Origin of the sequence: Comamonas serinivorans, from assembly GCF_002158865.1 — a bacterium.
GTDB lineage: Bacteria > Pseudomonadota > Gammaproteobacteria > Burkholderiales > Burkholderiaceae_C > Comamonas_E > Comamonas_E serinivorans.
In genome coordinates this window covers 415,827-437,216 of sequence record NZ_CP021455.1, presented here as the reverse complement: position 1 = coordinate 437,216, position 21,390 = coordinate 415,827, and the positions used below count along the sequence as shown (strand labels likewise).

Below are 21,390 nucleotides of genomic sequence, written 5' to 3'. Positions count from 1 at the left end.
AGACCCTCATGAGCAACACCGATTTCGCCCTGGCCGTCGAAGACCTCACCGTGTCGTTCGACGGGTTCAAGGCCATCGACGACCTGACCCTGTACGTGGACAAGGACGAGCTGCGCGTGATCATCGGCCCCAACGGGGCCGGCAAGACCACGCTGCTCGACCTGATCTGCGGCCGGACCAAGGCCAGCGGCGGCAGCATCAAGTTCAAGAACGAGGAGCTGACCGGCATCGAGGAATACAAGCGCGTGCGCAAAGGCATCGGCCGCAAGTTCCAGACGCCCTCGATCTACGAAAACCTCAGCGTGTTCAAAAACCTCGAGGTGTCCTTCCCCGAAGGTCGCTCGGTCTTCGGCGCCCTGAAGTTCAGCTGCACCGACACGGTCAAGCAGCGCGTGAACGCCGTGGCGCAGGAAATCGGCCTGGGCGACGCCCTGGACATGGAGGCCGGCCTGCTCTCGCACGGCCAGAAGCAGTGGCTGGAGATCGGCATGTTGCTGATGCAGGAGCCCGAGCTGCTGATGCTGGACGAGCCCATCGCCGGCATGAGCGCCCGCGAGCGCGAGCTGACGGCGGACCTGCTCAAGCGCATCTGCATCGGCCGCTCGGTGATCGTGATCGAGCACGACATGGATTTCGTCGCCCAGATCGCCCACAAGGTGACCGTGATGCACCAGGGAAAGATCCTGGCGGAGGGCTCCATGGAGGAGGTGCAGAGCAACCCCAAGGTGATCGACGTCTACCTCGGCCATTGAAGGAGCACAGACATGCTGAACGTTGACAACATCCACGTCGCCTACGGGCAAAGCGAGGCGCTGCACGGCATCTCGTTCTCGGGCAAGGCCAACGAAACGGTGGCCATCATGGGCCGCAACGGCATGGGCAAGACCACCTTGTTCAAGGCCTTGATGGGCGTGCTGCCCCTCAAGAGCGGCCAGGTGTCGGTGGCTGGCCAGGACGTGTCCAAGGACGAGAGCTACACCCGCGTGGCCAAGGGCATCGCCTACGTGCCGCAGGGCCGCATGATTTTCCCCACGCTCACGGTGCTGGAGAACATCCAGACCGGCCTGGAGAACGCCAAGGACAAGCGCGTGCCCGAGGAGATCTACGCCTTGTTCCCCGTGCTGTGGGACATGCGGGCCCGCAAGGGCGGCAACCTGTCGGGCGGCCAGCAGCAGCAGCTGGCCATCGCGCGGGCCCTGGTCACCAACCCCAAGGTGCTGCTGCTCGACGAGCCGACCGAGGGCATCCAGCCGTCCATCATCAAGGACATCGCCAAGGCCCTGAACGAGATTCGCAAGATGCGCGAAATCACCATCGTGGTGTCCGAGCAGGTGCTGCATTTCGCCATGGATGTGGCCGACCGCCTGTTCGTGATCGAAGGCGGGCGTTTCGTGCACGAGACCAGCCGCGCCAACACCAACGAAGCCCACATCAAGTCCTACCTGTCGGTGTGACCGCGTCGCCTCCCTTATTGCCGTTTCTTCACCCTGGAGCTGAACATGCCCGAAACCCTCATCAAGGTCGATCTGTCGCAACCCGCCCCGACGAACGAAAAGGTGCACAACCGCTGGCACCCCGACATCCCCATGGCCTGCTGGGTCAAACCCGGCGATGACTTCATCCTGGAAACCTACGACTGGACCGGCGGTTTCATCCAGAACAACGACAGCGCCGACGACGTGCGCGACGTGGACCTGACCACGGTGCACTACCTGTCGGGCCCCGTCGGCGTGCACGGCGCCGAGCCGGGCGACCTGCTGGTGGTCGACCTGCTGGACATCGGCGCCAAGGACGAAAGCCAGTGGGGCTTCAACGGCTTCTTCTCGCAGAAGAACGGCGGCGGCTTCCTGACCGACCACTACCCGCATGCGCAGAAGTCGATCTGGGACTTCCACGGCATGTTCACCACCTCGCGCCACATCCCCGGCGTGAAGTACGCCGGGCTCATCCACCCCGGCCTGATCGGCACCCTGCCCGACCACAAGATGCTCGAGGCCTGGAACGCGCGCGAGCAGGCCCTGATCGACACCAACCCGGACGGCAACCTGGCCAACCCGCCCTGGACCGCCACGGCCCACATGGGCCAGCTGACGGGTGAGGCACGTGACAAGGCCGCCGCCACCGGCGCGCGCACCGTGCCCCCGCGCGAGCACGGCGGCAACTGCGACATCAAAGACCTGTCGCGCGGCGCCAAGGTCTACTTCCCGGTCTACGTGGATGGCGCCGGCCTCTCGGTGGGCGACCTGCACTTCAGCCAGGGCGATGGCGAGATCACCTTCTGCGGTGCCATCGAGATGGCTGGCTGGGTGCACATGAAGGTCACGCTCATCAAGGGCGGCATGGCCAAGTACGGCATCAAGAACCCGATCTTCAAGCCCAGCCCCATCGTGCCCACGTACAACGACTACGTGATCTTCGAAGGCATCAGCGTCGACGAATCGGGCAAGCAGTACTACCTCGACGTCAACGTGGCCTACAAGCAGGCCTGCCTCAACGCCATCGAGTACCTGAAGAAGTTCGGCTACTCGGGCGCCCAGGCCTATTCCATCCTGGGCACGGCCCCGGTGCAGGGTCACATCAGCGGCGTGGTCGACGTGCCCAACGCTTGCGCCACGCTGTGGCTGCCAACGCAGATCTTCGACTTCGACATCAACCCGAACGCGGCTGGCCCGATCAAGCACCTGGACGGCAGCATCGACATGCCGATCTCGTACGACCTGACCTGAGCCACTGGGGCGACTGCTGCCGCACGCGCGGGCGGCAGTCGCCCCCAGACATCCAGCGCTGAACGCCCCTCGAGGGCATGCAAGGAGACCCCATGCCGACCTATGACTATGCCTGCCACGACTGCGGCGAATTCGACGCGCTGCGCAGCCTGGCCGACCGCAACGAGCCCTGCGCCTGTCCGGCCTGTGGCGCGGCCTCGCACCGCGTCATGTCGCATGCCCCGCGCCTGGCCTGCACCTCGCCGCAACAGCGGCGCGCGGCCGAGGTCAACGAGCGCTCGCGCCACGCCCCGCGCATGTCGCGCGACGTGGACCCGGCCGCAGGCGGCTATGGCCGCCTGCGCCACCCCAGCGGCTGCGGCTGCTGCAGCACCAAGTCCAAGGGCGCGAGCCAGAGCACACCCGCAGGTGGCATGAAGGCCCAGGTGGGCAACCGGCCCTGGATGATCAGCCATTGAGCTTATTTTTTCACAGTATGACGCCACAGCCGATCATGAATCATCGGCCATGTCGGCATACACCCTTTGATTGAACAGGAGTCAGCCGCCATGATCCATGGTGACATTTCGAGCAGCAAGGACACCGTGGGCGTGGCCGTCGTGAACTACAAGATGCCGCGCCTGCACACCAAGGCCGAGGTGCAGGACAACGCGCGCAAGATCGCCGACATGCTGGTCGGCATGAAGCAGGGCCTGCCCGGCATGGACCTGGTGATCTTCCCCGAGTACTCCACCCACGGCATCATGTACGACGCCCAGGAGATGTACGACACGGCCGCCAGCGTGCCCGGCGAAGAGACCGAGATCTTCGCCGCCGCCTGCCGCAAGGCCAAGGTCTGGGGCGTGTTCTCGCTGACCGGCGAGCGCCACGAAGAGCACCCCAACAAGGCGCCCTACAACACCCTCATCCTGATGAACGACCAGGGCGAGATCGTGCAGAAGTACCGCAAGATCATGCCCTGGGTGCCCATCGAAGGCTGGTACCCCGGCAACTGCACCTACGTGAGCGAAGGCCCCAAGGGCCTGAAGATCAGCCTCATCATCTGCGACGACGGCAACTACCCCGAGATCTGGCGCGACTGCGCGATGAAGGGCGCCGAACTCATCGTGCGCTGCCAGGGCTACATGTACCCGGCGAAAGAGCAGCAGATCCTCATCAGCAAGGCCATGGCCTTTGCCAACAACACCTACGTGGCGGTGGCCAACGCAGCCGGCTTCGACGGCGTCTACAGCTACTTCGGCCACAGCGCGCTGATCGGCTTCGACGGCCGCACGCTGGGTGAATGCGGCGAAGAGGAATACGGCGTGCAGTACGCGGCGCTGTCCACCAGCCTGATCCGCGACTTCCGCAAGAACGGCCAGAGCGAGAACCACCTGTTCAAGCTGCTGCACCGCGGCTACACCGGCAAGATCAACTCGGGCGACGGCATCCAGGGCGACGCCGCCTGCCCCTACGACTTCTACAGCCGCTGGGTGAACGACCCCGAGGGCACGCGCCAGGCCGTCGAGGCCATCACGCGCAGCACCGTGGGCACGCCCGAGTGCCCGATCGAGGGCATCCCGCATCAGGCGCCCGAGCACCGGTGAGCGGGCCCATGAACGCCTTCGCCACGCCCGAGCCCCGCACCGTGCCCACGTCAGCCGCAGCGCCCGCCACGGCTGCATCGCGAGGCCCCGCGGCCTGCGACGCCTCGCGCTCTGCCGAGCCCGCGCGCACCGACCCGCTGGCCGCGTGGCGGCTGCGCGACGAGCCGTTCTACGCGCCCGTCGCCGGCGAGGTGGCGCTGTTCGAGCACGCCTGGCACCACCGGCTGCCGCTGCTGCTCAAGGGCCCCACGGGCTGTGGCAAGACGCGTTTCGTCGAGCACATGGCCTGGCGCCTGGGCCTGCCGCTGGTCACCGTGGCCTGCAACGAGGACCTGACCGCCGCCGACCTGACCGGCCGCCACCTGCTCGACGCCCAGGGTACGGTGTGGCAGGACGGCCCGCTGACCCTGGCCGTGCGCCATGGCGGCATCTGCTACCTCGACGAGATCGTCGAAGCCCATGCCGACACCACGGTGGCCATCCACCCGCTGGCCGACGCGCGGCGCATCCTGCCGCTGGAGCGCACCGGCGAGCTGCTGCACGCCCACCCCGATTTCCTGCTCGTGGCCTCGTACAACCCGGGTTACCGCGGCCGCGGCAAAGGGCTCAAGGCCTCCACGCGGCAACGCTTTGCGAGCCTGGCCTTTGGCTACCCCGCACCCGAGGCCGAAGCCGCCATCGTGGTGCGCGAATCGGGCGTGGCGCCGGCCATCGCCGAACGGCTGGTGCACCTGGCCGGACGCACGCGGGCCCTGACCGACGAAGGCCTGGACGAAGGCGCGTCCACGCGCATGCTGATCCACGCCGGGCGGCTGATCGGCGACGGCGTGTCCGTGCTCGACGCGGCGCGGCTGACCGTGACCCAGGCACTCAGCGACGACCCCGAGATCGAAGCCAGCCTGCAGGCGCTGGCCGAGGCCTGCCTGGGGGCCGAGGCGCGGTGACCGCCGCCGCGCTGCGCGACACCCCGGCGCCCGAGCCACTGCGCGGCGCCGGCCTGCTGCTGCAGGCCCTGGCCGAGCGCCCCGCCGAAACCGCCCACCTGGCCCTGCTGCCGGCCGGGCCCGTGCCGACCCGCGACACGGCGGCCAAGGCTGACACGGGCAGCGGAGCCGTCCTCGCCCCCGAGCCTGCGCACGTCCAACGCACGGCCCCCCGCGGCCACGCCCCGGCCGCCGGGCCACCAGCCCCGTCGTGCGCGCGCCCCGTGTTGACCGACACCGCGCTGCTGCTGCCCGCCGGCCTGCGCGGGCCGTTGCTGCACGCCGCCCTGGCCCATGCGGCAGCGCACTGGCGCTACTCCCGGCCCCACCAGCCCGCCACCGGTCTCAAGCCCATGACGCTGGCCGTGATCGGCTGCCTCGAAGACGCGCGCGTCGAGCACCTGCTGTCGCAGCAGTTTCCGGGCACGCGCGCGTGGTTCGTGCAGGCCCAGCGCCTGCACGGGCCCGAGGGCCTGGGCCTGACCGACCTGCTCGCGCGCCTGTCGCGCGCCCTGTGGGACCCGACCTGGAACGACCCCAACCCCTGGGTGGGGCGCGCCCGTGGACGCGTGGCCGAGCTGGTGGCGCACGCGGGCTGGCACGACGCCGCGGCCTGGCGCCGCCTGGGCAGCATCCTGGCCAACGAACTGGGCCAGATGCGCGTGCGCATGGCCCCTGACCACGTGGAGCCCAGCGTGTACCGCGACGACCACAGCTGGCTCTGGCAGCACGAGGCCACAAGCCCCCAGGCGCTGAGCCTGGAAGCCAGCGAGCCGGCCCCGGGCAGCGGTGCGCACGCCGCCGACACCGCCCCGCCGCAGGCGGCCGCGCCCCACCTCAGCTGGTACGCCGAGTGGCACCACCGCATCGGCCACCTCAAGCCCCGATGGACCACGGTGCACGAGTATGGCCAAGCGATCGATTCGTCATCATCGGCGAATGCCTCATACCCCTCTCGCCTGGACCAACGGCGCCCGCGACTCGTCAAGCGCCAGACCCACGGCCATGCGCTGGACCTGGACGCCTGCGTGCGCCTGCGCATCGCCCAGGCGCCGCAGCGTCTCGCAGAACGTGGCGCGAGGCCCCTCGCAGCGGACCGCCGCAGGCCAGATTCGCCGCGTCCGCCGAATTCGCCAGCCTCGGACGGCGCCAGCGACGCGCGCCTCTTCCTGCGCCACCGGCCGCAGCCACAGCCCTTCAGCGTGCTGGTGCTGATGGACCTGTCCGCCTCGATGAACGACCGCGTGCCGCGCAACGGCGCCTCGCCCGACGCCTCGCTGCTGGCCCTGGCGAAACGCGCCGGCCTGGCGCTGGTGCGCACGGCGCGGGACCTGGGCGGCATGGCCGCGCTGCACGGCTTTCGGGCCGACACGCGCCACGCCGTGCACTACGAGCGCCTGCTGGACTTTGGCGCCACGCTGGATGCGGCCGCCCTGGCGCGCCTGCAGGCCACGCCGGCGCGGCATTCCACGCGCCTGGGCAGCGCCCTGCGCCACGCCACGCAGCACCTGCTCGCGCGGCCCGAAGCGCGCCGCCTGCTGCTGGTGCTGAGCGACGGCGCGCCCAGCGACGTGGACGTGTTCGACCCGCACCACCTGGTGGAGGATGCCCGCCACGCCGTGCAGGCGGCCCGCCGCGCGGGGGTGGAGGTCCTGTGCCTGTCGGCCCACCGCCCGGGCGGGCCGGGCGCTGCGCCTGCCGGCGCGCAGCTGGACGAGCGCGCGGCCATTGCCCGCATCTTTGGCCGGCAGGCGCATGGCCTGGTCAGACTGCAAGCGGTGCAGCGCATGCCGCAGCGGCTGCAGGCCCTGCTGATTCAGGCCTTGGGCGCGGCCTGAGTCCACCAGCGACGCGCCACGACCAGCAGCGGCCCCAGCATCAGCAGCGCGCACAGCCAGCCAAAGGCCTCGCCCTCGGGCGACAGCAGGCGCGCCACCCAACTGCCCGCCAGGCTGGGGTAGCTGGCCAGCAGGCCGCCCAGCCCTTCCAAGGTGAGCTGAATCGCGATCAGGCACAGCAGCAGCGACGACAGGTGGTAGAGCGCCAGCAGCGGCACGCGCGCGCCCAGTGTGCGAAAGGCCAGCGCCACCGTGAGCATCAGCGCCAGGCCCAGGATCACGCCGCCCGCGATGTCCAGCGCGCTCAGGTGCGGTGCCGAGGCGTAGATGAACACCCCCACCTCGGCTGACTCGCGCCAGGCCGCCAGCGCCGCAAACCCGAACACCATGGCCGGGCTGGCGCGCCCGTCCAGCGCGTCGTGGAACCATCCCGCGACGTGCCCGTCGATGGTGGTGCGCGACGACAGCATGGCCCCGGCCATGAACAGCACCCCCAGCCCCAGCACGATGGCCAGCAGCGCGTCGGCACGTGGGCTCAGGTTGCCCAGCACCAGCACCGCCACCAGCGCCAGCCCGGCCACCACGCCCACCGCCGTGCCCGTGCGCAGGTGCACCAGCAGGTCTGTGCGGCGGGCGCCCACCAGGCAGGCGTGCAGCGACCACACGACCAGCAGCAGCTCCGCACATTCGCGCGCCACGAGGAAAGCGGTTTCAATCATCTTGGGAGTATGGGTTGATTTCCGTTTTATAAAAAACGGAAACAGATGGATACTGCCAACGCAGCGAGTCGCCTTTGGCGCGCGGCAAAACCCCGGTGGCCAGTGTAACGATCGGATCTGCGACACTTCACCAGCCCCCACGCCTGCGTGCCGGGCGCATGCCCCGCCACCCCCGGCCAGTCGGCCGGCGGACCCGGCCCCCGCCATCCCTTTGAGGCTTCACCCAGCGAGCACCCCCGTGACCGACCAGGAAATCTTCGGCTTGATCGACCGCGCCGTCGACGACTTCGACGGCAAGCTCGACGAACTGGAAAGCGCCATCGGCATGCTGATCGTCGGGCGCCAGTATGGCTGGCGGGTGATGATGCTGATCCACAGCCCCAACACCATCCGCAAGTACTGCAAGCTGCTGGGCATCAAGCACCTGCGCGAGGTGCTGCCCGAGGTGGGCGTGCTGGCCCACCGCTCCAACGCCTGGCGCCTGGTCGAGGGCACGCAGGATTTCTGGAAAGCCGTGCGCGGCCAGATCAGCGGCATCCGCAGCACACGCACCCACAAGCGCTGAACCCGGCGCACGCCGGTAGCACCTCACAGCACCACCCCGGCGGACCGCAGCGCCGCTGGGCCGGATGCACCTGGCCGACGGGCCCAGCCGGCAGCGCCTCGTCCACCGGCTCGACAAGGCCATCGCCGTGGCACGCCTGACGCCCGGCCCGCGATCCGCACGTGGCTGCAGCAAGGTCCGGCCGCCGGAATGGACCCACCGAGCGCGCCGGCGCGGCAGACAAGCCCCCGCAATTCGGCTAACCTAGTGGCATCTGAAATACACCTCATGCCGCCGCTCGCGCCCGCCACCTTGGCGCGGCGACCCACGACGAGCGAGCCGCATCTCACCCCATGCTCATGCGCCACCCCCTCGGCCCGAACGACCTGCAGGCCCTCACGGATCCGGGTCACCAGCAGCGCTCGGCGCTGGAAGTCCTGCGTCAGACCCGGCTGGCCATCACGGTGCCGCGCCTCAGCGTGATCCAGGCGCTGCGCGAAGCCGGCGACGAGGCCGTCACGGCCGAAGACCTGTTCAAGTCGCTGCTGGCCCAGGGCACGCCGGTGTCGGTGGCCACCGTCTACCGCGTGCTCAAAGAGCTGGAACACCGCGGCACGGTGTGGCGGCAGCTGCGCCGCAGCGCCCATGGCGCCAAGTCGGTCTACCAGCTGACCGATCAGGCGCCGGCCTCGCTGGCCGAGTTCCACTGCGCCAGCTGTGGCCGCCGCATCACGCTCGATGCGGCCGAGCTGGCCCTGGCGCTGGCCCCCATCGCCCAGCGCGGCGGGCTGAGCCTGGGGCCGGGCGCCATCCACATCGAGGCGACCTGCCAGGGCTGCAGCCTGCCCGGCCCCACCGCGGCCGCGAACTGAAGCGCCCCGCTCTCCCGATTCACCGGCTCACACCGCCGCCAGCGTGGGTACCGCGCGGTGCTGCGTGGCCGATTCGTAGGCAAACGCGTAGGCAATCAAGTCCGCCTCGCTCCACTGGCGCCCGACGAAGATCAGCCCGAACGGCGAGCCCGAGGCATAGCGGCCTGCGGGCACCGTCACGCCAGGCAGGCCGGCGATGTTGATCTCGCCCACGGTGGTTTCCTGAATCGTGCCCGGCCCGGTGCGCAGCGGCAGCTCCTCGCGCATCTGCGGCATCACCAGGGCATCCAGCCCCTGGGCCTGCATGACCTGCTCGAACAGCGTCAGGTAGCGCGCCTTGAGGGCGATGAACGCCGACAGGTCGGGCGGCGTGTGCGGGTCGGCCGCAGCCGCCACGAACGCGGGCAGGTTGGGCATGAAGCCGAGCACGCCCTGCGGGCCGTAGGGGTCTTCGCTGGCGGTGGCGCGCGCAAACGCCTCCACCGTTTGGATGGCGGCCTGCGGCCCCAGGCGCGTGAGGTACTGCTGCAGGTCCCAGGGCAACGACTCCAGGCCGCGGGCGTCGAAGTTGGCCAGCGGTGGCGTGGGCTGGCGCAGCTCGGCAAAGCCGCTGCCGGCGAAGGGGTCGTCCACCAGCGTGGCGCCCAGCGCACGCAGCTCGTCCTGGGCGCGCGCGTAGAGGGCCGTGGCTTCGTCCGACAGCGGCTGGTTGCGCCAGCCCAGGCCGTACAGGCCGATGCGCTTGCCGCGCAGCGCATCGACCCGCATGCGCGCCGTGTAGCCACCCTCCGGCAGCTTGCCCACGCCCGCCAGGGTCTTGGGGTCTTCGGCCGAGTAGCCGGCCAGCGCATCCAGGCACAGCGCCGCGTCGCGCACACAGCGCGCAATCGGCCCCACCACGTCGCGGTTGCCCGACAGCGGCAGCACCCCGGCGTTGGGCACCAGGCCGATGGTGGGCTTGATGCCGACCAGGTCCTGCGCGGACGCCGGGTTCTGGATCGAGCCGCCGGTCTCCTCGGCCAGCCCGAACACCGCCATGCCGGTGGCCACCGCGCAGGCCGTGCCCGAACTGCTGGCGCCCGGCATGCGGTCGGGCATGACGGGGTTCAGGCAGGGGCCGGCCCAGCTGTCGTTGCAGTGCGTGCCCGAGTGGCTGAGCACCGGCACGTTGGTCTTGCCCAGGATGACGGCCCCCGCGGCGCGCATGCGCGCCACGACCGGCGCGTCGCGCTGCGGGAACAGGTCCACGCCGCCGGTCTGGCTGTAGAGCAGGCGCCAGCCGGCCGTGGTCGGGAAGCCCACCATGTCCATCGGGTCCTTGACCACCATGGGCACGCCAGCCAGCGGGCCCAGCGGCTCGCCGGCGGCGCGGCGGCGGTCGATGGCCTGCGCATCGGCCAGGGCGCTGTCGTTCAGGAACAGCAGGGCCTTGTAGTGCGCGTTGTAACGCTCGATCTGGCGCAGCGAGGCACGCGTCAGGTCTTCGGACGTGAAGGCGCCGCTGGCGAAGCCTTGCTGGACTTGCGCCAGCGTCAGGCGCATCAGGTCGACGTCCGTGGCGGGGATGGCGGGGGCGGCTGCGGGTTCTGCAAGGGTCGTCATGCTCGGTCCTTCAAGCGGTGGGTGACAAAAAAAGCGGAACGCTCCAGGCCGCTGGCCTGGGCATCGGGAGCGTGGGGAACGGACAGCGGGATACACAACGGGGCACACAGCACCGCCTTCAGCTCGGCCAGCGCGCGCCGCAGCGCCACGGCATCGGTGCACAGCAGGCGCACCTGCACGCCGGCGCGGTTGGGCAGGTCCGAGGCGCCGGCGTGCACCGTCGCCGCGGCGCCGTCAGGCGACAGCGTCGCCAGCACCTGGCGCACCTGGGCCAGCAGCGCGCTGGCATCGCCCTCGCGGATCAGCCACAGGCTGGCGTGCACGGCAAACGGCCCCGACAGGCCGGCCTGCTGCGCCAGCCAGGCCTGGCCCTGGGTGCAGAAGCGGTCGCGCACCAACAGGCGCCCATCGGTGCCGCGCACCTCGAGCTGCGTGTCCAGCTCGGCAAAGCCGCGGCCCTTCCCGGCCGGGTCGTGGGCAAGCATGCTGTCGCCCAGCAGCAGCACGCCGCCCGGCGCCACGCTGGCCTGGATGCGGCTGCGCAAGCGGCTGCCCGGAAAGAGGATGGCCGGCTCGGGCAGGTAGGCCAGCGCTGCACCGGCCTCGACCTGCAGCTCGACGAGCTGCTCGGCCCGGCCGCCCTCCATCGCGTGCACGATGGTCGAGGCCGAGGTGCCCACCACCGCGCACGCGCCCGCCGTCGCCACCAGGCGGCCGTGCACACGCTCGTGCTCGAACAGGCCGCCCGACACCGACTGCAGCGTCAGCGTGCAGACCTCGGGGTGCTCGCCCAGCCCGTACAGCGGCCGGCAGATGTGCACCGGGTAGCGCACGAACTGCGCGCCGATGAAGGTGCGGCCCCGGCGGTCGGCACACAGGCGCAGGTCAAAGCAGCGGCCGTCGTGGGCGTCGGCCTGTCCGGCACCCCGCCCTGCACCCACCGCATGCGCATTTGTGACGCAGTATGGACCAGCACTCGTTTTCATGACGACGACCACCTGGGCGTACTCCATGGCATCAGCAGGACGGCATCAGCGGTCAAACAGCACCTCGCGCGCGATGCGAGCGACCACGGCGTCCACGCCTTCCCCGGTGGCGCAGTTGGTCTGCAGCACCGGCTTGCCGGGCCGCACCTCGGCCGCCTCGCGCGCCATGCGCGGCAGGTCCACGCGCACGTGGGACGCCAGGTCGGTCTTGTTGATGACCAGCAGGTCGCACTTGAGCACGCCCAGCCCGCGCTTGCGCGGGATGTCGTCGCCGCCGGCCACGTCGATGACGAACAGCCAATAGTCGACCAGGTCGAGCGAGAACGACGACGCCAGGTTGTCGCCGCCGCTCTCGACCAGGATCAGGTCCAGGTGGGGGTAGGCGCGGTCCAGCTCGTCGGCGGCGGCCAGGTTCAGCGTCGGGTCCTCGCGAATGGCCGTGTGCGGGCAGGCCCCGGTCTCGACGGCCAGCACGCGCTCCGGCGCGATCAGGCCGGACCGGCGGATGCGCTCGGCGTCCTCGGCCGTCACCAGGTCGTTGGTGATGACGGCGATCTCGGTGCCGCGCGCGATGAAGCGCGGGATGAGCTGCTCGAGCAAGGCGGTCTTGCCCGAGCCGACCGGCCCGCCAATGCCCACCCGGGCGGCACCACGCGGCTTGCCCGCCGGCAGGTCGGGCCCGCTCGTGTGGTGCAAGCGGTCGCTGCCGCCGGGCATCTGTGCGCTGGCCCATGGCCGGTCATCGCGTGCAGTCGGGTCGCTGAAAACAGCCATGGGATCACCTCATCATGTACAAGCGGTTGAGCGGCACCTGGCTCGCCGGCGGACAGCCGATGACCTGGCCATCGACGCTGACCTCGAAGGTCTGCGGATTGACGCGGATGCGCGGCATGGCGCTGTTGCGCACCATGTCGGCCTTGCTGAGTTGCCGTGTACCCTGCGCCGCCAGCAGCGGCTTGCGCAGGCCCAGGCGCTCCTCCAGCCCCTGGCCGATGCCGGCGCCGCAGACGAAGTTGGCCGACAGCGCCTGCTTGGCGTTGCCAAAGGCGCCGAACTGCGGTCGCATGATCAGCGGCTCGCAGGTCATCAGCGAGGCCGACGAATCGCCCATGGCGCCGTAGGCGATGAAGCCGCCCTTGATGACCAGCTCGGGCTTGATGCCGAAGAACGCGGGCCGCCACAGCACGATGTCGGCCAGCTTGCCGGGCTCCAGCGAGCCCACGTGCGCGTCGACGCCGAACACGCGCGCCGCGTTGATCGTGTACTTGGCCAGGTAGCGCAGGATGCGCGCGTTGTCGGCGCGGGCCGTGCGCTCTTCGGGCAGGCGACCGAACTGGTCCTTCATCTTGCTGGCCAGCTGCCAGGTGCGGCAGATCACCTCGTGGATGCGGCCCATGCCCTGGCTGTCCGAGCCCAGGATGGAGATCGCGCCCAGGTCGTGCAGCACGTCCTCGGCCGCGATGGTCTGGGCACGCACCCGGCTCTCAGCAAAGCGCACGTCCTCGGGCACGGCCGGATTCAGGTGGTGGCACACCATGATCATGTCCAGGTGCTCGTCGAAGGTGTTAACCGTGTAGGGGTTGGTCGGGTTGGTCGACGACGGCAGGCAGTAGGACTCGCTGGCCACGGCGATGATGTCGGGCGCATGGCCGCCACCTGCACCCTCGGTGTGGTACATGTGGATGGTGCGCTTGTTGATGGCGCGCAGGGTATCTTCGAGAAACCCAGACTCGTTCAGCGTGTCGCTGTGCAACTGCACCTGAAAGTCCATCTCGTCGGCCAGCGACAGGCAGCTGTCGATGGTGGCCGGCGTGGCGCCCCAGTCCTCGTGGATCTTCAGGCCCAGGCAGCCGGCCTGCATCTGCTCGACCATGGATTCGGGCCGCGACGAATTGCCCCGCCCCAGAAAGCCGAAGTTCATGGGCCAGGCCTCGCCGGCCTGCAGCATGCGGCCCACGTTCCAGGCGCCACCGCAGTCGATGCCCACCGTGATGGGGCCCAGCGAGCCGCCGAACATGGTGGTGATGCCCGAGGCCAGGGCGTGCTCCACCAGCTGGGCCGAGTCGAAATGCACGTGCACATCGAGTGCGCCCGGCGTGGCGATCAGGCCTTCGCCGTCGCGGATGGTGGTGGCGTTGCCCACCAGCAGCTGCGGGTGCACGCCGTCCATCACGTGCGGGTTGCCAGCCTTGCCGATGGCGACGATGCGCCCGTCCTTGATGCCGATGTCGCCCTTGACGATGCCCACCACCGGGTCCAGCACGACCACGTTGCTGATGAGCATGTCGAGCGCGCCCTGGGCCGAGGTCAGGCCGGCCTGCATGCCCAGGCCGTCGCGCAGCGTCTTGCCACCGCCGTGCAGGCATTCGTCGCCGGGCACGGCGTGGTCGTGTTCGATCTCGGCCAGCAGCGAGGTGTCGCCCAGCCGCACCATGTCGCCCTGGGTGGGGCCATACAAAGCCGCGTACTCGCGGCGGGAAAGCCAAGCCATGCGTTTGCGTCCTTTCGGCCTCAGGCCATCGTTGTCCAGCTCATCGCGATCTGCATGGGTATGCCATCAAGTGCGATGCATTTGAATCGACCATCACCCCATACTGCTTCAACCTTGGCATGGCCTCAGGCCCCACGAAAGCCGAGCTCGCGGGCCCGCGCCAGGGCCGCCGGCAGCCCCGTGTCGTCGGTCGTGGCGCCTTCGGCCAGGCGGCTGAAGCCGTAGACCTCGGCGCTGCCGCCAAAGGTCACCAGCGTCACCTCGCGGGTTTCGCCGGGCTCGAAACGCACGGCGGTGCCGGCGGCGATGTCCAGCCGCATGCCCCAGGCCTTGGCACGCTCGAAGTCCAGCGCCCGGTTGACCTCGAAGAAATGGAAGTGGCTGCCCACCTGGATGGGGCGGTCGCCGGTGTTCACCGCCCGCAGCACCACGCGGCGCCGGCCGGCGTTGATCTCGAGCCGGCCCTCGGCCGCGATGATTTCGCCGGGCACGCGGGGCTCGGCGTCCGCCCCGTCGGGCGCCGCCCGTGCGGCGTCCACGCCGCGCGGCGGCCGGATGGGCTCGTGCACCGTGACCAGCTTGGTGCCGTCGGGAAAGCTGGCCTCGACCTGGAGCATGAGCATCAGCACCGGCACGCCGGGCAGCACGTCGTCGGCGTCGAGCACGGTCGAGCCGAAGGCGATGAGCTCGGCCACGCTGCGCCCGTCGCGCGCACCTTCGAGGATCTCGTCCGCGATGATGGCCACCGCCTCGGGGTGGTTGAGCCGCAGGCCGCGGGCGCGCCGGCGCCGCGCCAGCTCGGCCGCGTTGAAGAGGGTCAGGCGTTCCAGCTCGGTGGGGATCAGCAGCATGGCGGGTTCCTCGGTGCTCGGTTCAGGCCATCAGTTGGCAAACAGGCGTGCGGCGCGGGTTTCGTGCCGCATGGCCGCGATGTCCAGGGCCGGCGCGCCGCTCCACAGCGCCTCCAGCGCAGGCGGCGTGTCCGCCAGCACGGCCTCGATGGGTCGCCGCAGGTCGAGCAGCACACGCTGCGCCTGCACATGGCCCACCAGCCCCAGGCGGATGGCCGCACCTGCGACGGCGATGCACTGCGCCTGGGCGGCCATGGCCTCGGCTTGCGCCAGGGCCAGGCCCAGACCCCGCCACACCAGCCCTTGCGCCACCGGCAGGTGGCCCGGCGCGTGGCCGGCACGCACCACGTCCAGGTAATGGGCTGCGGCCGGCAGGCCCAGCTCGGCCTGCACGCGCAGCTGCGTGAAGCCCAGACGGCAGCTGGCCGCGCGCGCGCCCTGGTTCAGCGTCATGGCCTCGCAAAGCTGGTCGATGGCGATCAGCGCGCGCCAGTCGGGCGCGGCCGCGGGCTCGCCCCCCTCATTGGCCATGGCCTCGCCCGCCGCCTGGTGCGCGGCGCGGATCAAGGGCCGGTCAAAGCCCGCCCAGCGTTGTTCGACCCAGGTGCGCAACACCGCCAGCAGCTGCGCGGCGTCCCGCACCAGGCCGTCGGCCAGCAGCGACTCCAGCCCCCACGAGAAGGCCGACGCCCCGCTGGGAAAAGCGCTGTCGCCGTACTGCAGCAGGGCCAGCAGCGCTCCCACACCGTCGCCGGCAACGGCCTCGGCGGGGTTGCCAACGCCGTCGGGCAACAGCGCTTCGGCGTGAGCGGCTTCGGGCGGGCGGGCGACGCTCATGCCGCCGCCCGGCCGAGGTGATGCACGTGCGCATGCCCATGCGCCAGAGGGCCGCCCTGCAACGCGTGCGCGTGGCCGGTGTGCGCAGGCTGGGCCGGGGCTTCGGGCTCGGCCACGATGCCGCCGCCCTGCAACAGGTGCGCCAGGCGCGCCAGGTAGTCGGCGCGCGGGCCCTCCAGCGCGATGCACAGGCGGGCGCCGTCAAAACGCACCTTCCAGTGCATGTTGCCGGCGAAGTAGCCCAGCTCCAGGGCCTGCGCGGCGTCGGCCGCGCGCAGCACCAGGCACGGGGGCTCGTCCAGCGCCACCACCACGGCGCGGTCGGCATCCAGCAGCAGCACGGCGCCGTTGTCCAGCGCCGCATCGCGGTCGAGCAACAGGGCCAGCTCGGTGCCCTGGTCGCCGCGCACCTGCTGGCGCCGGCGCGCCATGTCGCTGCGCGACAGGCGCACGGTTTCCAGCCGGCCCCGGTGATCGAGCTCGTGCAGGCGTTCGGCCAGTCCCGGGTCCGAGGCCTGGCCCACCAGATGGGTCACGCGAAGCATGGCGTCGTCTCCTTCGGGCGTCAGGACGTGGCGCTGGGGTTGGGCTCGATCAGCGGCGACTCGAAGATCAACTTGACCTGGCCGTCGGCACCGAACTCGCCGATGCGCGCGTGCTTCCACAGGTGATGGTTGCTGCCGTGCACCTTGACCTTGCCCTCGGGCGCGTCCAGCTCCAGCCCGGCCGATGCGGCCACCACCTTGTCGAGGTCGAAGCTCTTGGCCTTCTCGACCCCCGCCTTCCACAGGTAGACGGCGTTGTAGCCACAGGCCATCACATCGCCCACCACGCGCTTGGCGCCGTACTTGGCCTTGAAGGCCGCGACGAACTTCTTGTTCGCGGGGTTGTCCAGGCTCTGGAAGTAGCTCATGCAGGTCAGCACGCCCTGTGCGTTCTCGGCGCCGACGCCCGAGACCTCCTCCTCGGTCATGGCCAGCGTCAGCACCGTGGTCTTTTTCTTGTCGATGCCGGCCGCCAGCATCTGCTTGAAGAAGGCCACGTTGGAGCCGCCGACCACGGTGCTCAGGATGATGTCGGGCCGGCGGGCCTTGATCTTGTTGATGATGGAGGTGAAGTTGGTCGCGCCCAGCGGCAGGTACTCCTCGCCCAGCACGCGGCCGCCGTTCTTCTCGATCGTGGCGCGCGAGATCTTGTTGGTGGTGCGCGGCCAGATGTAGTCCGAGCCCACCATGTAGACCGTCTTGCCCTTGTGCTTCATCAGCCAGGTACAGGCGGCGATGGACTGCTGCGAGGCCTCGGCCCCGGTGTAGAAGATGTTGGGCGACTGCTCCAGGCCCTCGTAGTAGGTGGGGTAGTACAGCAGGCCTTTGAGCTGCTCGAACACCGGCAGCACGGCCTTGCGCGAGGCCGAGGTCATGCAGCCGAACACGGCCGGCACCTTGTCGCGCCCCACCAGCTTGCGCGCCTTCTCGGCAAAGATGGGCCAGTCGCTGGCACCGTCCTCGACGATGGGGGTGACCTTGCGGCCCAGCACCCCGCCCGCGGCGTTGATCTCGTCGATGGCCATCTTCTCGGCGTCGACCACGGAGGTCTCGCTGAGCGCCATGTCGCCCGAGAGGGAATGCAGGATGCCGACCTTGACCACGTCCTGCGCCCAGGCACCGGTGGCCACCCAAGGGGCTGCCACGGTGCCGATGCCCAGCGTTTTCACGGCGTGTCGCCTGGAGATGGATGTCATAACGCTCAACCCTTCAGTCAATGAACCCGGAGGCATGAACCACCCGACCCCACCCGGAGGGTGCGTTCGGGGATTCGGAAAACGCAAAAGGGCCTGCGCGAACCGGAGTTCGCGCAGGCCCTTTTGCCTGAGCATTCGCATCGGCGTTGTTGGCGATGCAAACGTGAATGTGTTTGAAATTCTAAAGGGCGATTCGTGCGGCGTCAACCGCCATGTGCCCTGGTGTTCAAAAAAAGCTTTGAAAATGTCAGGTATACGCCCAACGTCGTTGCACAACAGACGGCTTTACATGCATACCTCATTGCCTTGTGCGACAACGCGCACAGACAGCCGCCAGGACCCGGCGCCACCCCAAAGCCAGGAAAGCGGCCGTGGCACATCAGGCCGCACCGCCCAGCAGGGCCACACCCAGCAGCGCCACCATCCAGCCTGCGGCGCGCGGCACCCCACGGTGAACCCGCCGCAGCACCCCGGCCAGGCCGATGCCCGTGCCGTGCAGCGCCAGCGTGGCCAGCAACATGCCGGCCAGCGTGGGCACGGCAGCGGCCTCGCCGGCCAGCTCGTAGCCATGCGCCACGCCGTGGCACAGCGCGAAGCCGCCCATCAGCGCCACCGAGGCCCACACCGGCAGGCGCTGCTGCGCACCCACCAGCAGGCCCAGCACCAGCAGCGAGGCGGCGATCAGGGGCTCGACCGCCGGCAGCGCGATGCCGGCCAGCCCCACGCCGGCCCCGACCAGCAGCATGGCCGCAAAGCCCAGCGGCGCCACCAGCACCTCGCGACCCGGGCGCGCGGCCAGGCCGCTCCACAGGCCCACGGCCAGCATGGCGACCAGGTGGTCCAGGCCCATGAGCGGGTGCAGCGCGCCGGCCATGAAGCCGTGGTGGTGGGCGCCGGCATCGGCACCGGTGTGGGCCCACACGGGCCACGCGGCGGTGGCCAGCACGGGAAGGACAAAGCGAGCGAAACGCATGGTGAACGGCCTCCAAGGGGGCGGTGGATGAAGCGGCGCAAATGCACAATGAAAAAGGCCTGCGGTGATGGGGGTATGCAGAGGTTGCCGTTCAAGCACGAACGAGATCCGGTGCATACCCCATCACTGCAGGCCTTGTTGCCTGGCATCGCGCCGGCAATGGTGGCGGCGCGAGACGGGAGCCCGCATGGTACAGGCCGGTTTGCCGGCGCGTCAAGCCGCGCAGCCGCAAACTGGCATGCGACCTGCTTGAACGTTGCAGAGCCCAACGCGCGCCGCGCGTCGCTCGGTTTGCCTTTTCATCCAACGACACCGTGGCCACTACCGATCCGATTCAGGTGGGCGTGCTGTTCTCGCGCAGTGGCGTGAGCGCGCGCTTCGAGACCTCGATGCTGCTGGGCACCATCTTCGCCATCAACGAGATCAACGAAGCCGGCGGGCTGGGCGGCCGCGAGCTGATCCCCGTGCACTACGACCCGCAATCCAGCCCCAAGCGCTACGCCGAGCTGGCCACGCGGCTGATCCGCGACGACCGGGTGCAGGTCATCTTCGGCTGCGCCATGTCGAACACGCGCAAGGCCGTGCTGCCGGTGATCGAGCGCGCCAACCGCCTGTTGTTCTACCCCTCGATGTACGAGGGGTTCGAGTTCTCGCCCAACGTCATCTACACCGGCGGCACGCCCAACCAGCACAACGCCCCGCTCACGCACTACATGTCCCGCCGCTTCGGCCCACGCGTGTACATGGTGGGCAGCGACTACATCTTTCCCTACGAGTCCAACCGCACGATGAGCGACTTCATCCTGCAGCAGCCCGGCGGCAAGAAGCTCGGCGAGCGCTACGTCAAGCTCGACGCGCAGGAGAAAGACTTCGTCGCCATCGTGCGCGACATCCGCGACAAACAGCCCGACTTCGTGTTCTCCACCGTGGTCGGCCGCTCCACGCGCATGTTCTACCAGGCCTATGCCGACGCCGGCCTGGACCCGGCCCGCATGCCGATCGCCAGCCTCACCACGTCCGAGCCCGACATCTCCGAAATGGGCAGCCGCATCGCCGAAGGCCACTACACCGCGGCGACCTACTTCCGGTCCATCGCCACGCCGCGCAACCAGGCCTGCATCACCCGCTTCGCGCAGATCTTCGGCGACCGCGTGGAGCCCAACGTGTTCTGGGAAGCGGCCTACTTTCAGGTGCACCTGTTCGCCAAGGCCTTTGCCCAGGCCGGCAGCGACGTGCACGAGGCGCTGCTGCCGCATGTGCTGGGCTGCGAGCTGGAGGCGCCGCAAGGCCGCGTGCGCGTCGACCCCATCACCCACCACACGCGCCTGAACCCGCGCATCGGCCGCGTCGGCGCCGACGGGCAGTTCACCATCGTCGCCCAGACCCGCAACGGCATCGACGCCGACCCCTACCTGGTCAGCCACGACCTGGACGACTGGACCCAGGTGCTGCAGCCCGTGGCGGGCGCTGGCGAGGTCAGCCCGTGACCCTCAAACGCGGCAAACGGCTCACGCCGGAATTCCTCAAGCAGCTGCGCACCAAGCGCATTGCCGTGGTGCACCCCAACGACGCCGACGGCGGTGTGCTGCTGCAGCAGCTGCAGCGCATCGGCTGCCCGGCGCAGGCCTTCTGGCCACCGCCCAAGGCCCTGCCCGAGCCCACCGACGTGGTGTTCTGCGCCGTGCAGCACAGCGAAGCGCCCACGCCGCTGGACTGGCTGGGCAGTTGCCAGGGCGCGGCCATCATCGCCGTGGTGGGGTATGAGAACCCGACGGTGTTCGACGACATGCTGCAGATTGGCGCCAGCGGCGTGCTGGCCTCGCCCGTGCGCTCGACCGGCGTGCTGTCGGTGCTGGTGATGGCCCTGGGCCTGCACGAAGAGGTGCAGGGCCTGCGCAAGCGGGTGCTGCGGCTGGAGCAGAAGCTGCAGGCCGCCAACCAGATCCACGATGCCAAGGCGATCCTGATGCGCACGCGCGGCGTGAACAACACCGAGGCCTACCGCATCATCCGCGAGCAGGCCATGAGCAAGCGCGTGGCCACCGAGGACATCGCCCGCGCCATCATCCACGCCAACGAGATCCTGTCGGCCTGAACGCCCCGTGCCTCGCGTCGGGGCAAGCCGCACCAGGCTGGGGCATGGCACGGGACGCCCTCAATGTCCTGTTGGACGCACGCGAGCAACAGGCATCGCAGGCAGGCGCCCTGCGCGCTCAGGCTCAGTCGGTGTTCTGCCCGATGCGCCAGACCACGCCCGCCGGGTCGGTCAGCACGAAATCGCGCATGCGCCAGGCCTGCTGCTCGATGGCCGAAAGGGTCACGCCCTGGTCGGCGTAGGTGCGCGCCACCGCACAGCCGTGCACGTGCTGCCACCAGACCTCGACGTCCTGCACCAGCAGGTGCAGGTAGAGCGGCCCCTCAGGCCGGAAATCCCCGAGCAGGAAGCTGGCGTGGCCGCGGTGGAAGTAGGCGACACCGCCGCCTTCGGACGCACGCGTGAAGCCCAGATCCTGGTAGAAGCGCTGGCTCAGCGCGTAGTCGCGTGAGGGCAGGAAGGCCTTGATTTCTGTGATGCCGAGGTCGGACACGATGGCTCCCAGTGGCAGCCCCCAGCCGGGGGCGGATGGCGTGCGCGGCGGAC

At 69.7% G+C, this 21,390-nt stretch carries 22 protein-coding genes; 11 read left to right on the top strand and 11 right to left on the bottom strand.

The annotated features are described in order from the left end of the window. Positions 1 to 8: 8 nt before the first annotated feature. The 7 genes from urtD to CCO03_RS01825 all read left to right on the top strand — a co-directional run bounded on the left by urtD (position 9) and on the right by CCO03_RS01825 (position 7,133). Positions 9 to 752 carry an urea ABC transporter ATP-binding protein UrtD gene (gene urtD / locus CCO03_RS01855; protein WP_087276503.1) on the top strand — a complete coding sequence of 248 codons (744 nt, stop codon included), beginning with the start codon at positions 9 to 11 and terminating at the stop codon, positions 750 to 752. A 12-nt stretch (positions 753 to 764) separates the two neighbouring features. Next, positions 765 to 1,454 carry an urea ABC transporter ATP-binding subunit UrtE gene (gene urtE, locus CCO03_RS01850; protein WP_087276499.1) on the top strand — a complete coding sequence of 230 codons (690 nt, stop codon included), beginning with the start codon at positions 765 to 767 and terminating at the stop codon, positions 1,452 to 1,454. 45 nt (positions 1,455 to 1,499) lie between these two features. Beyond that, positions 1,500 to 2,726, top strand: a complete 1,227-nt coding sequence (gene fmdA, locus CCO03_RS01845) for a formamidase (RefSeq protein ID WP_087276496.1) — start codon at positions 1,500 to 1,502, stop codon at positions 2,724 to 2,726. Between the two features lie 92 nt (positions 2,727 to 2,818). Beyond that, positions 2,819 to 3,184: a zinc ribbon domain-containing protein gene (locus CCO03_RS01840; RefSeq protein WP_087276493.1), complete on the top strand. Its 366-nt coding sequence runs from the start codon at positions 2,819 to 2,821 to the stop codon at positions 3,182 to 3,184. Positions 3,185 to 3,274: 90 nt separating this feature from the next. Continuing rightward, entirely contained in the window at positions 3,275 to 4,312 is a 1,038-nt protein-coding gene (locus CCO03_RS01835) for an aliphatic amidase (protein ID WP_087276489.1), read from the top strand. 8 nt (positions 4,313 to 4,320) lie between these two features. Continuing rightward, positions 4,321 to 5,256, top strand: a complete 936-nt coding sequence (locus CCO03_RS01830) for a CbbQ/NirQ/NorQ/GpvN family protein (protein WP_087276486.1) — start codon at positions 4,321 to 4,323, stop codon at positions 5,254 to 5,256. Beyond that, positions 5,253 to 7,133: a nitric oxide reductase activation protein NorD gene (locus tag CCO03_RS01825; protein ID WP_087276483.1), complete on the top strand. Its 1,881-nt coding sequence runs from the start codon at positions 5,253 to 5,255 to the stop codon at positions 7,131 to 7,133. The genes CCO03_RS01830 and CCO03_RS01825 overlap by 4 nt, the downstream gene beginning before the upstream one ends. On the opposite strand, the gene CCO03_RS01820 is transcribed toward CCO03_RS01825, so the two are convergent. Then, on the bottom strand, positions 7,112 to 7,852 hold the full coding sequence (locus CCO03_RS01820; protein WP_087276480.1) for an FTR1 family protein: 741 nt from the start codon (positions 7,850 to 7,852) through the stop codon (positions 7,112 to 7,114). The two genes, CCO03_RS01825 and CCO03_RS01820, sit on opposite strands and share 22 nt — an antisense overlap. Before the next feature lie 238 nt (positions 7,853 to 8,090). Here CCO03_RS01820 and CCO03_RS01815 point away from each other — a divergent pair, with 238 nt between their 5' ends. Beyond that, the gene (locus CCO03_RS01815; RefSeq protein WP_087276477.1) at positions 8,091 to 8,417 is read left to right on the top strand and encodes a hypothetical protein; all 327 of its coding nucleotides are present in this window, start codon (positions 8,091 to 8,093) and stop codon (positions 8,415 to 8,417) included. Between the two features lie 338 nt (positions 8,418 to 8,755). After that, on the top strand, positions 8,756 to 9,268 hold the full coding sequence (locus CCO03_RS01810; RefSeq protein WP_157667443.1) for a transcriptional repressor: 513 nt from the start codon (positions 8,756 to 8,758) through the stop codon (positions 9,266 to 9,268). A gap of 27 nt (positions 9,269 to 9,295) precedes the next feature. On the opposite strand, the gene CCO03_RS01805 is transcribed toward CCO03_RS01810, so the two are convergent. The 9 genes from CCO03_RS01805 to CCO03_RS01765 form a co-directional block, all read right to left on the bottom strand. Further along, positions 9,296 to 10,870: an amidase gene (locus tag CCO03_RS01805; RefSeq protein ID WP_087276471.1), complete on the bottom strand. Its 1,575-nt coding sequence runs from the start codon at positions 10,868 to 10,870 to the stop codon at positions 9,296 to 9,298. Beyond that, complete coding sequence (locus CCO03_RS01800; protein WP_157667442.1) at positions 10,867 to 11,856, bottom strand: urease accessory protein UreD; 990 nt, start codon at positions 11,854 to 11,856, stop codon at positions 10,867 to 10,869. Before CCO03_RS01800 ends, CCO03_RS01805 begins: the two co-directional genes overlap by 4 nt. Positions 11,857 to 11,901: 45 nt before the next feature. Further along, positions 11,902 to 12,630, bottom strand: coding sequence for an urease accessory protein UreG (gene ureG / locus CCO03_RS01795; RefSeq protein ID WP_236903988.1), 729 nt, complete (start codon positions 12,628 to 12,630; stop codon positions 11,902 to 11,904). 4 nt (positions 12,631 to 12,634) lie between these two features. Further along, the gene (gene ureC, locus CCO03_RS01790) at positions 12,635 to 14,347 is read right to left on the bottom strand and encodes an urease subunit alpha (protein WP_087276463.1); all 1,713 of its coding nucleotides are present in this window, start codon (positions 14,345 to 14,347) and stop codon (positions 12,635 to 12,637) included. 125 nt (positions 14,348 to 14,472) lie between these two features. Next, positions 14,473 to 15,198, bottom strand: coding sequence for an urease subunit beta (locus tag CCO03_RS01785; protein ID WP_087276459.1), 726 nt, complete (start codon positions 15,196 to 15,198; stop codon positions 14,473 to 14,475). A 30-nt stretch (positions 15,199 to 15,228) separates the two neighbouring features. Then, complete coding sequence (locus tag CCO03_RS01780) at positions 15,229 to 16,035, bottom strand: urease accessory protein UreF (protein ID WP_087276456.1); 807 nt, start codon at positions 16,033 to 16,035, stop codon at positions 15,229 to 15,231. Continuing rightward, positions 16,032 to 16,580, bottom strand: a complete 549-nt coding sequence (ureE, locus tag CCO03_RS01775) for an urease accessory protein UreE (protein WP_087276453.1) — start codon at positions 16,578 to 16,580, stop codon at positions 16,032 to 16,034. Before ureE ends, CCO03_RS01780 begins: the two co-directional genes overlap by 4 nt. A 20-nt stretch (positions 16,581 to 16,600) precedes the next feature. Next, positions 16,601 to 17,776 carry an urea ABC transporter substrate-binding protein gene (gene urtA, locus CCO03_RS01770; RefSeq protein ID WP_087276451.1) on the bottom strand — a complete coding sequence of 392 codons (1,176 nt, stop codon included), beginning with the start codon at positions 17,774 to 17,776 and terminating at the stop codon, positions 16,601 to 16,603. A gap of 379 nt (positions 17,777 to 18,155) precedes the next feature. Next, a complete protein-coding gene (locus tag CCO03_RS01765; RefSeq protein WP_087276447.1) occupies positions 18,156 to 18,749 on the bottom strand; it encodes a HupE/UreJ family protein in 594 nt (197 codons plus the stop codon). Positions 18,750 to 19,063: 314 nt separating this feature from the next. Here CCO03_RS01765 and CCO03_RS01760 point away from each other — a divergent pair, with 314 nt between their 5' ends. Together CCO03_RS01760 and CCO03_RS01755 are read left to right on the top strand one after the other, a co-directional pair. Next, positions 19,064 to 20,236: a transporter substrate-binding domain-containing protein gene (locus CCO03_RS01760; protein WP_087276444.1), complete on the top strand. Its 1,173-nt coding sequence runs from the start codon at positions 19,064 to 19,066 to the stop codon at positions 20,234 to 20,236. Beyond that, on the top strand, positions 20,233 to 20,844 hold the full coding sequence (locus CCO03_RS01755) for an ANTAR domain-containing response regulator (RefSeq protein ID WP_087276439.1): 612 nt from the start codon (positions 20,233 to 20,235) through the stop codon (positions 20,842 to 20,844). The genes CCO03_RS01760 and CCO03_RS01755 overlap by 4 nt, the downstream gene beginning before the upstream one ends. Before the next feature lie 124 nt (positions 20,845 to 20,968). Here CCO03_RS01755 and CCO03_RS01750 read toward each other — a convergent pair whose 3' ends face one another. Then, the gene (locus tag CCO03_RS01750; RefSeq protein WP_087283958.1) at positions 20,969 to 21,337 is read right to left on the bottom strand and encodes a VOC family protein; all 369 of its coding nucleotides are present in this window, start codon (positions 21,335 to 21,337) and stop codon (positions 20,969 to 20,971) included. Positions 21,338 to 21,390 lie beyond the last annotated feature (53 nt).

Bases quoted from the DNA above. Each gene is read 5' to 3' on its own strand.
- urtD (WP_087276503.1), top strand. From the start codon at position 9: ATGAGCAACACCGATTTCGCCCTGGCCGTCGAAGACCTCACCGTGTCG.
- urtE (WP_087276499.1), top strand. From the start codon at position 765: ATGCTGAACGTTGACAACATCCACGTCGCCTACGGGCAAAGCGAGGCG.
- fmdA (WP_087276496.1), top strand. From the start codon at position 1,500: ATGCCCGAAACCCTCATCAAGGTCGATCTGTCGCAACCCGCCCCGACG.
- CCO03_RS01840 (WP_087276493.1), top strand. From the start codon at position 2,819: ATGCCGACCTATGACTATGCCTGCCACGACTGCGGCGAATTCGACGCG.
- CCO03_RS01835 (WP_087276489.1), top strand. From the start codon at position 3,275: ATGATCCATGGTGACATTTCGAGCAGCAAGGACACCGTGGGCGTGGCC.
- CCO03_RS01830 (WP_087276486.1), top strand. From the start codon at position 4,321: ATGAACGCCTTCGCCACGCCCGAGCCCCGCACCGTGCCCACGTCAGCC.
- CCO03_RS01820 (WP_087276480.1), bottom strand. From the start codon at position 7,852: ATGATTGAAACCGCTTTCCTCGTGGCGCGCGAATGTGCGGAGCTGCTG.
- CCO03_RS01810 (WP_157667443.1), top strand. From the start codon at position 8,756: ATGCGCCACCCCCTCGGCCCGAACGACCTGCAGGCCCTCACGGATCCG.
- CCO03_RS01805 (WP_087276471.1), bottom strand. From the start codon at position 10,870: ATGACGACCCTTGCAGAACCCGCAGCCGCCCCCGCCATCCCCGCCACG.
- CCO03_RS01800 (WP_157667442.1), bottom strand. From the start codon at position 11,856: ATGAAAACGAGTGCTGGTCCATACTGCGTCACAAATGCGCATGCGGTG.
- ureG (WP_236903988.1), bottom strand. From the start codon at position 12,630: ATGGCTGTTTTCAGCGACCCGACTGCACGCGATGACCGGCCATGGGCC.
- ureC (WP_087276463.1), bottom strand. From the start codon at position 14,347: ATGGCTTGGCTTTCCCGCCGCGAGTACGCGGCTTTGTATGGCCCCACC.
- CCO03_RS01785 (WP_087276459.1), bottom strand. From the start codon at position 15,198: ATGCTGCTGATCCCCACCGAGCTGGAACGCCTGACCCTCTTCAACGCG.
- CCO03_RS01780 (WP_087276456.1), bottom strand. From the start codon at position 16,035: ATGAGCGTCGCCCGCCCGCCCGAAGCCGCTCACGCCGAAGCGCTGTTG.
- ureE (WP_087276453.1), bottom strand. From the start codon at position 16,580: ATGCTTCGCGTGACCCATCTGGTGGGCCAGGCCTCGGACCCGGGACTG.
- urtA (WP_087276451.1), bottom strand. From the start codon at position 17,776: ATGACATCCATCTCCAGGCGACACGCCGTGAAAACGCTGGGCATCGGC.
- CCO03_RS01765 (WP_087276447.1), bottom strand. From the start codon at position 18,749: ATGCGTTTCGCTCGCTTTGTCCTTCCCGTGCTGGCCACCGCCGCGTGG.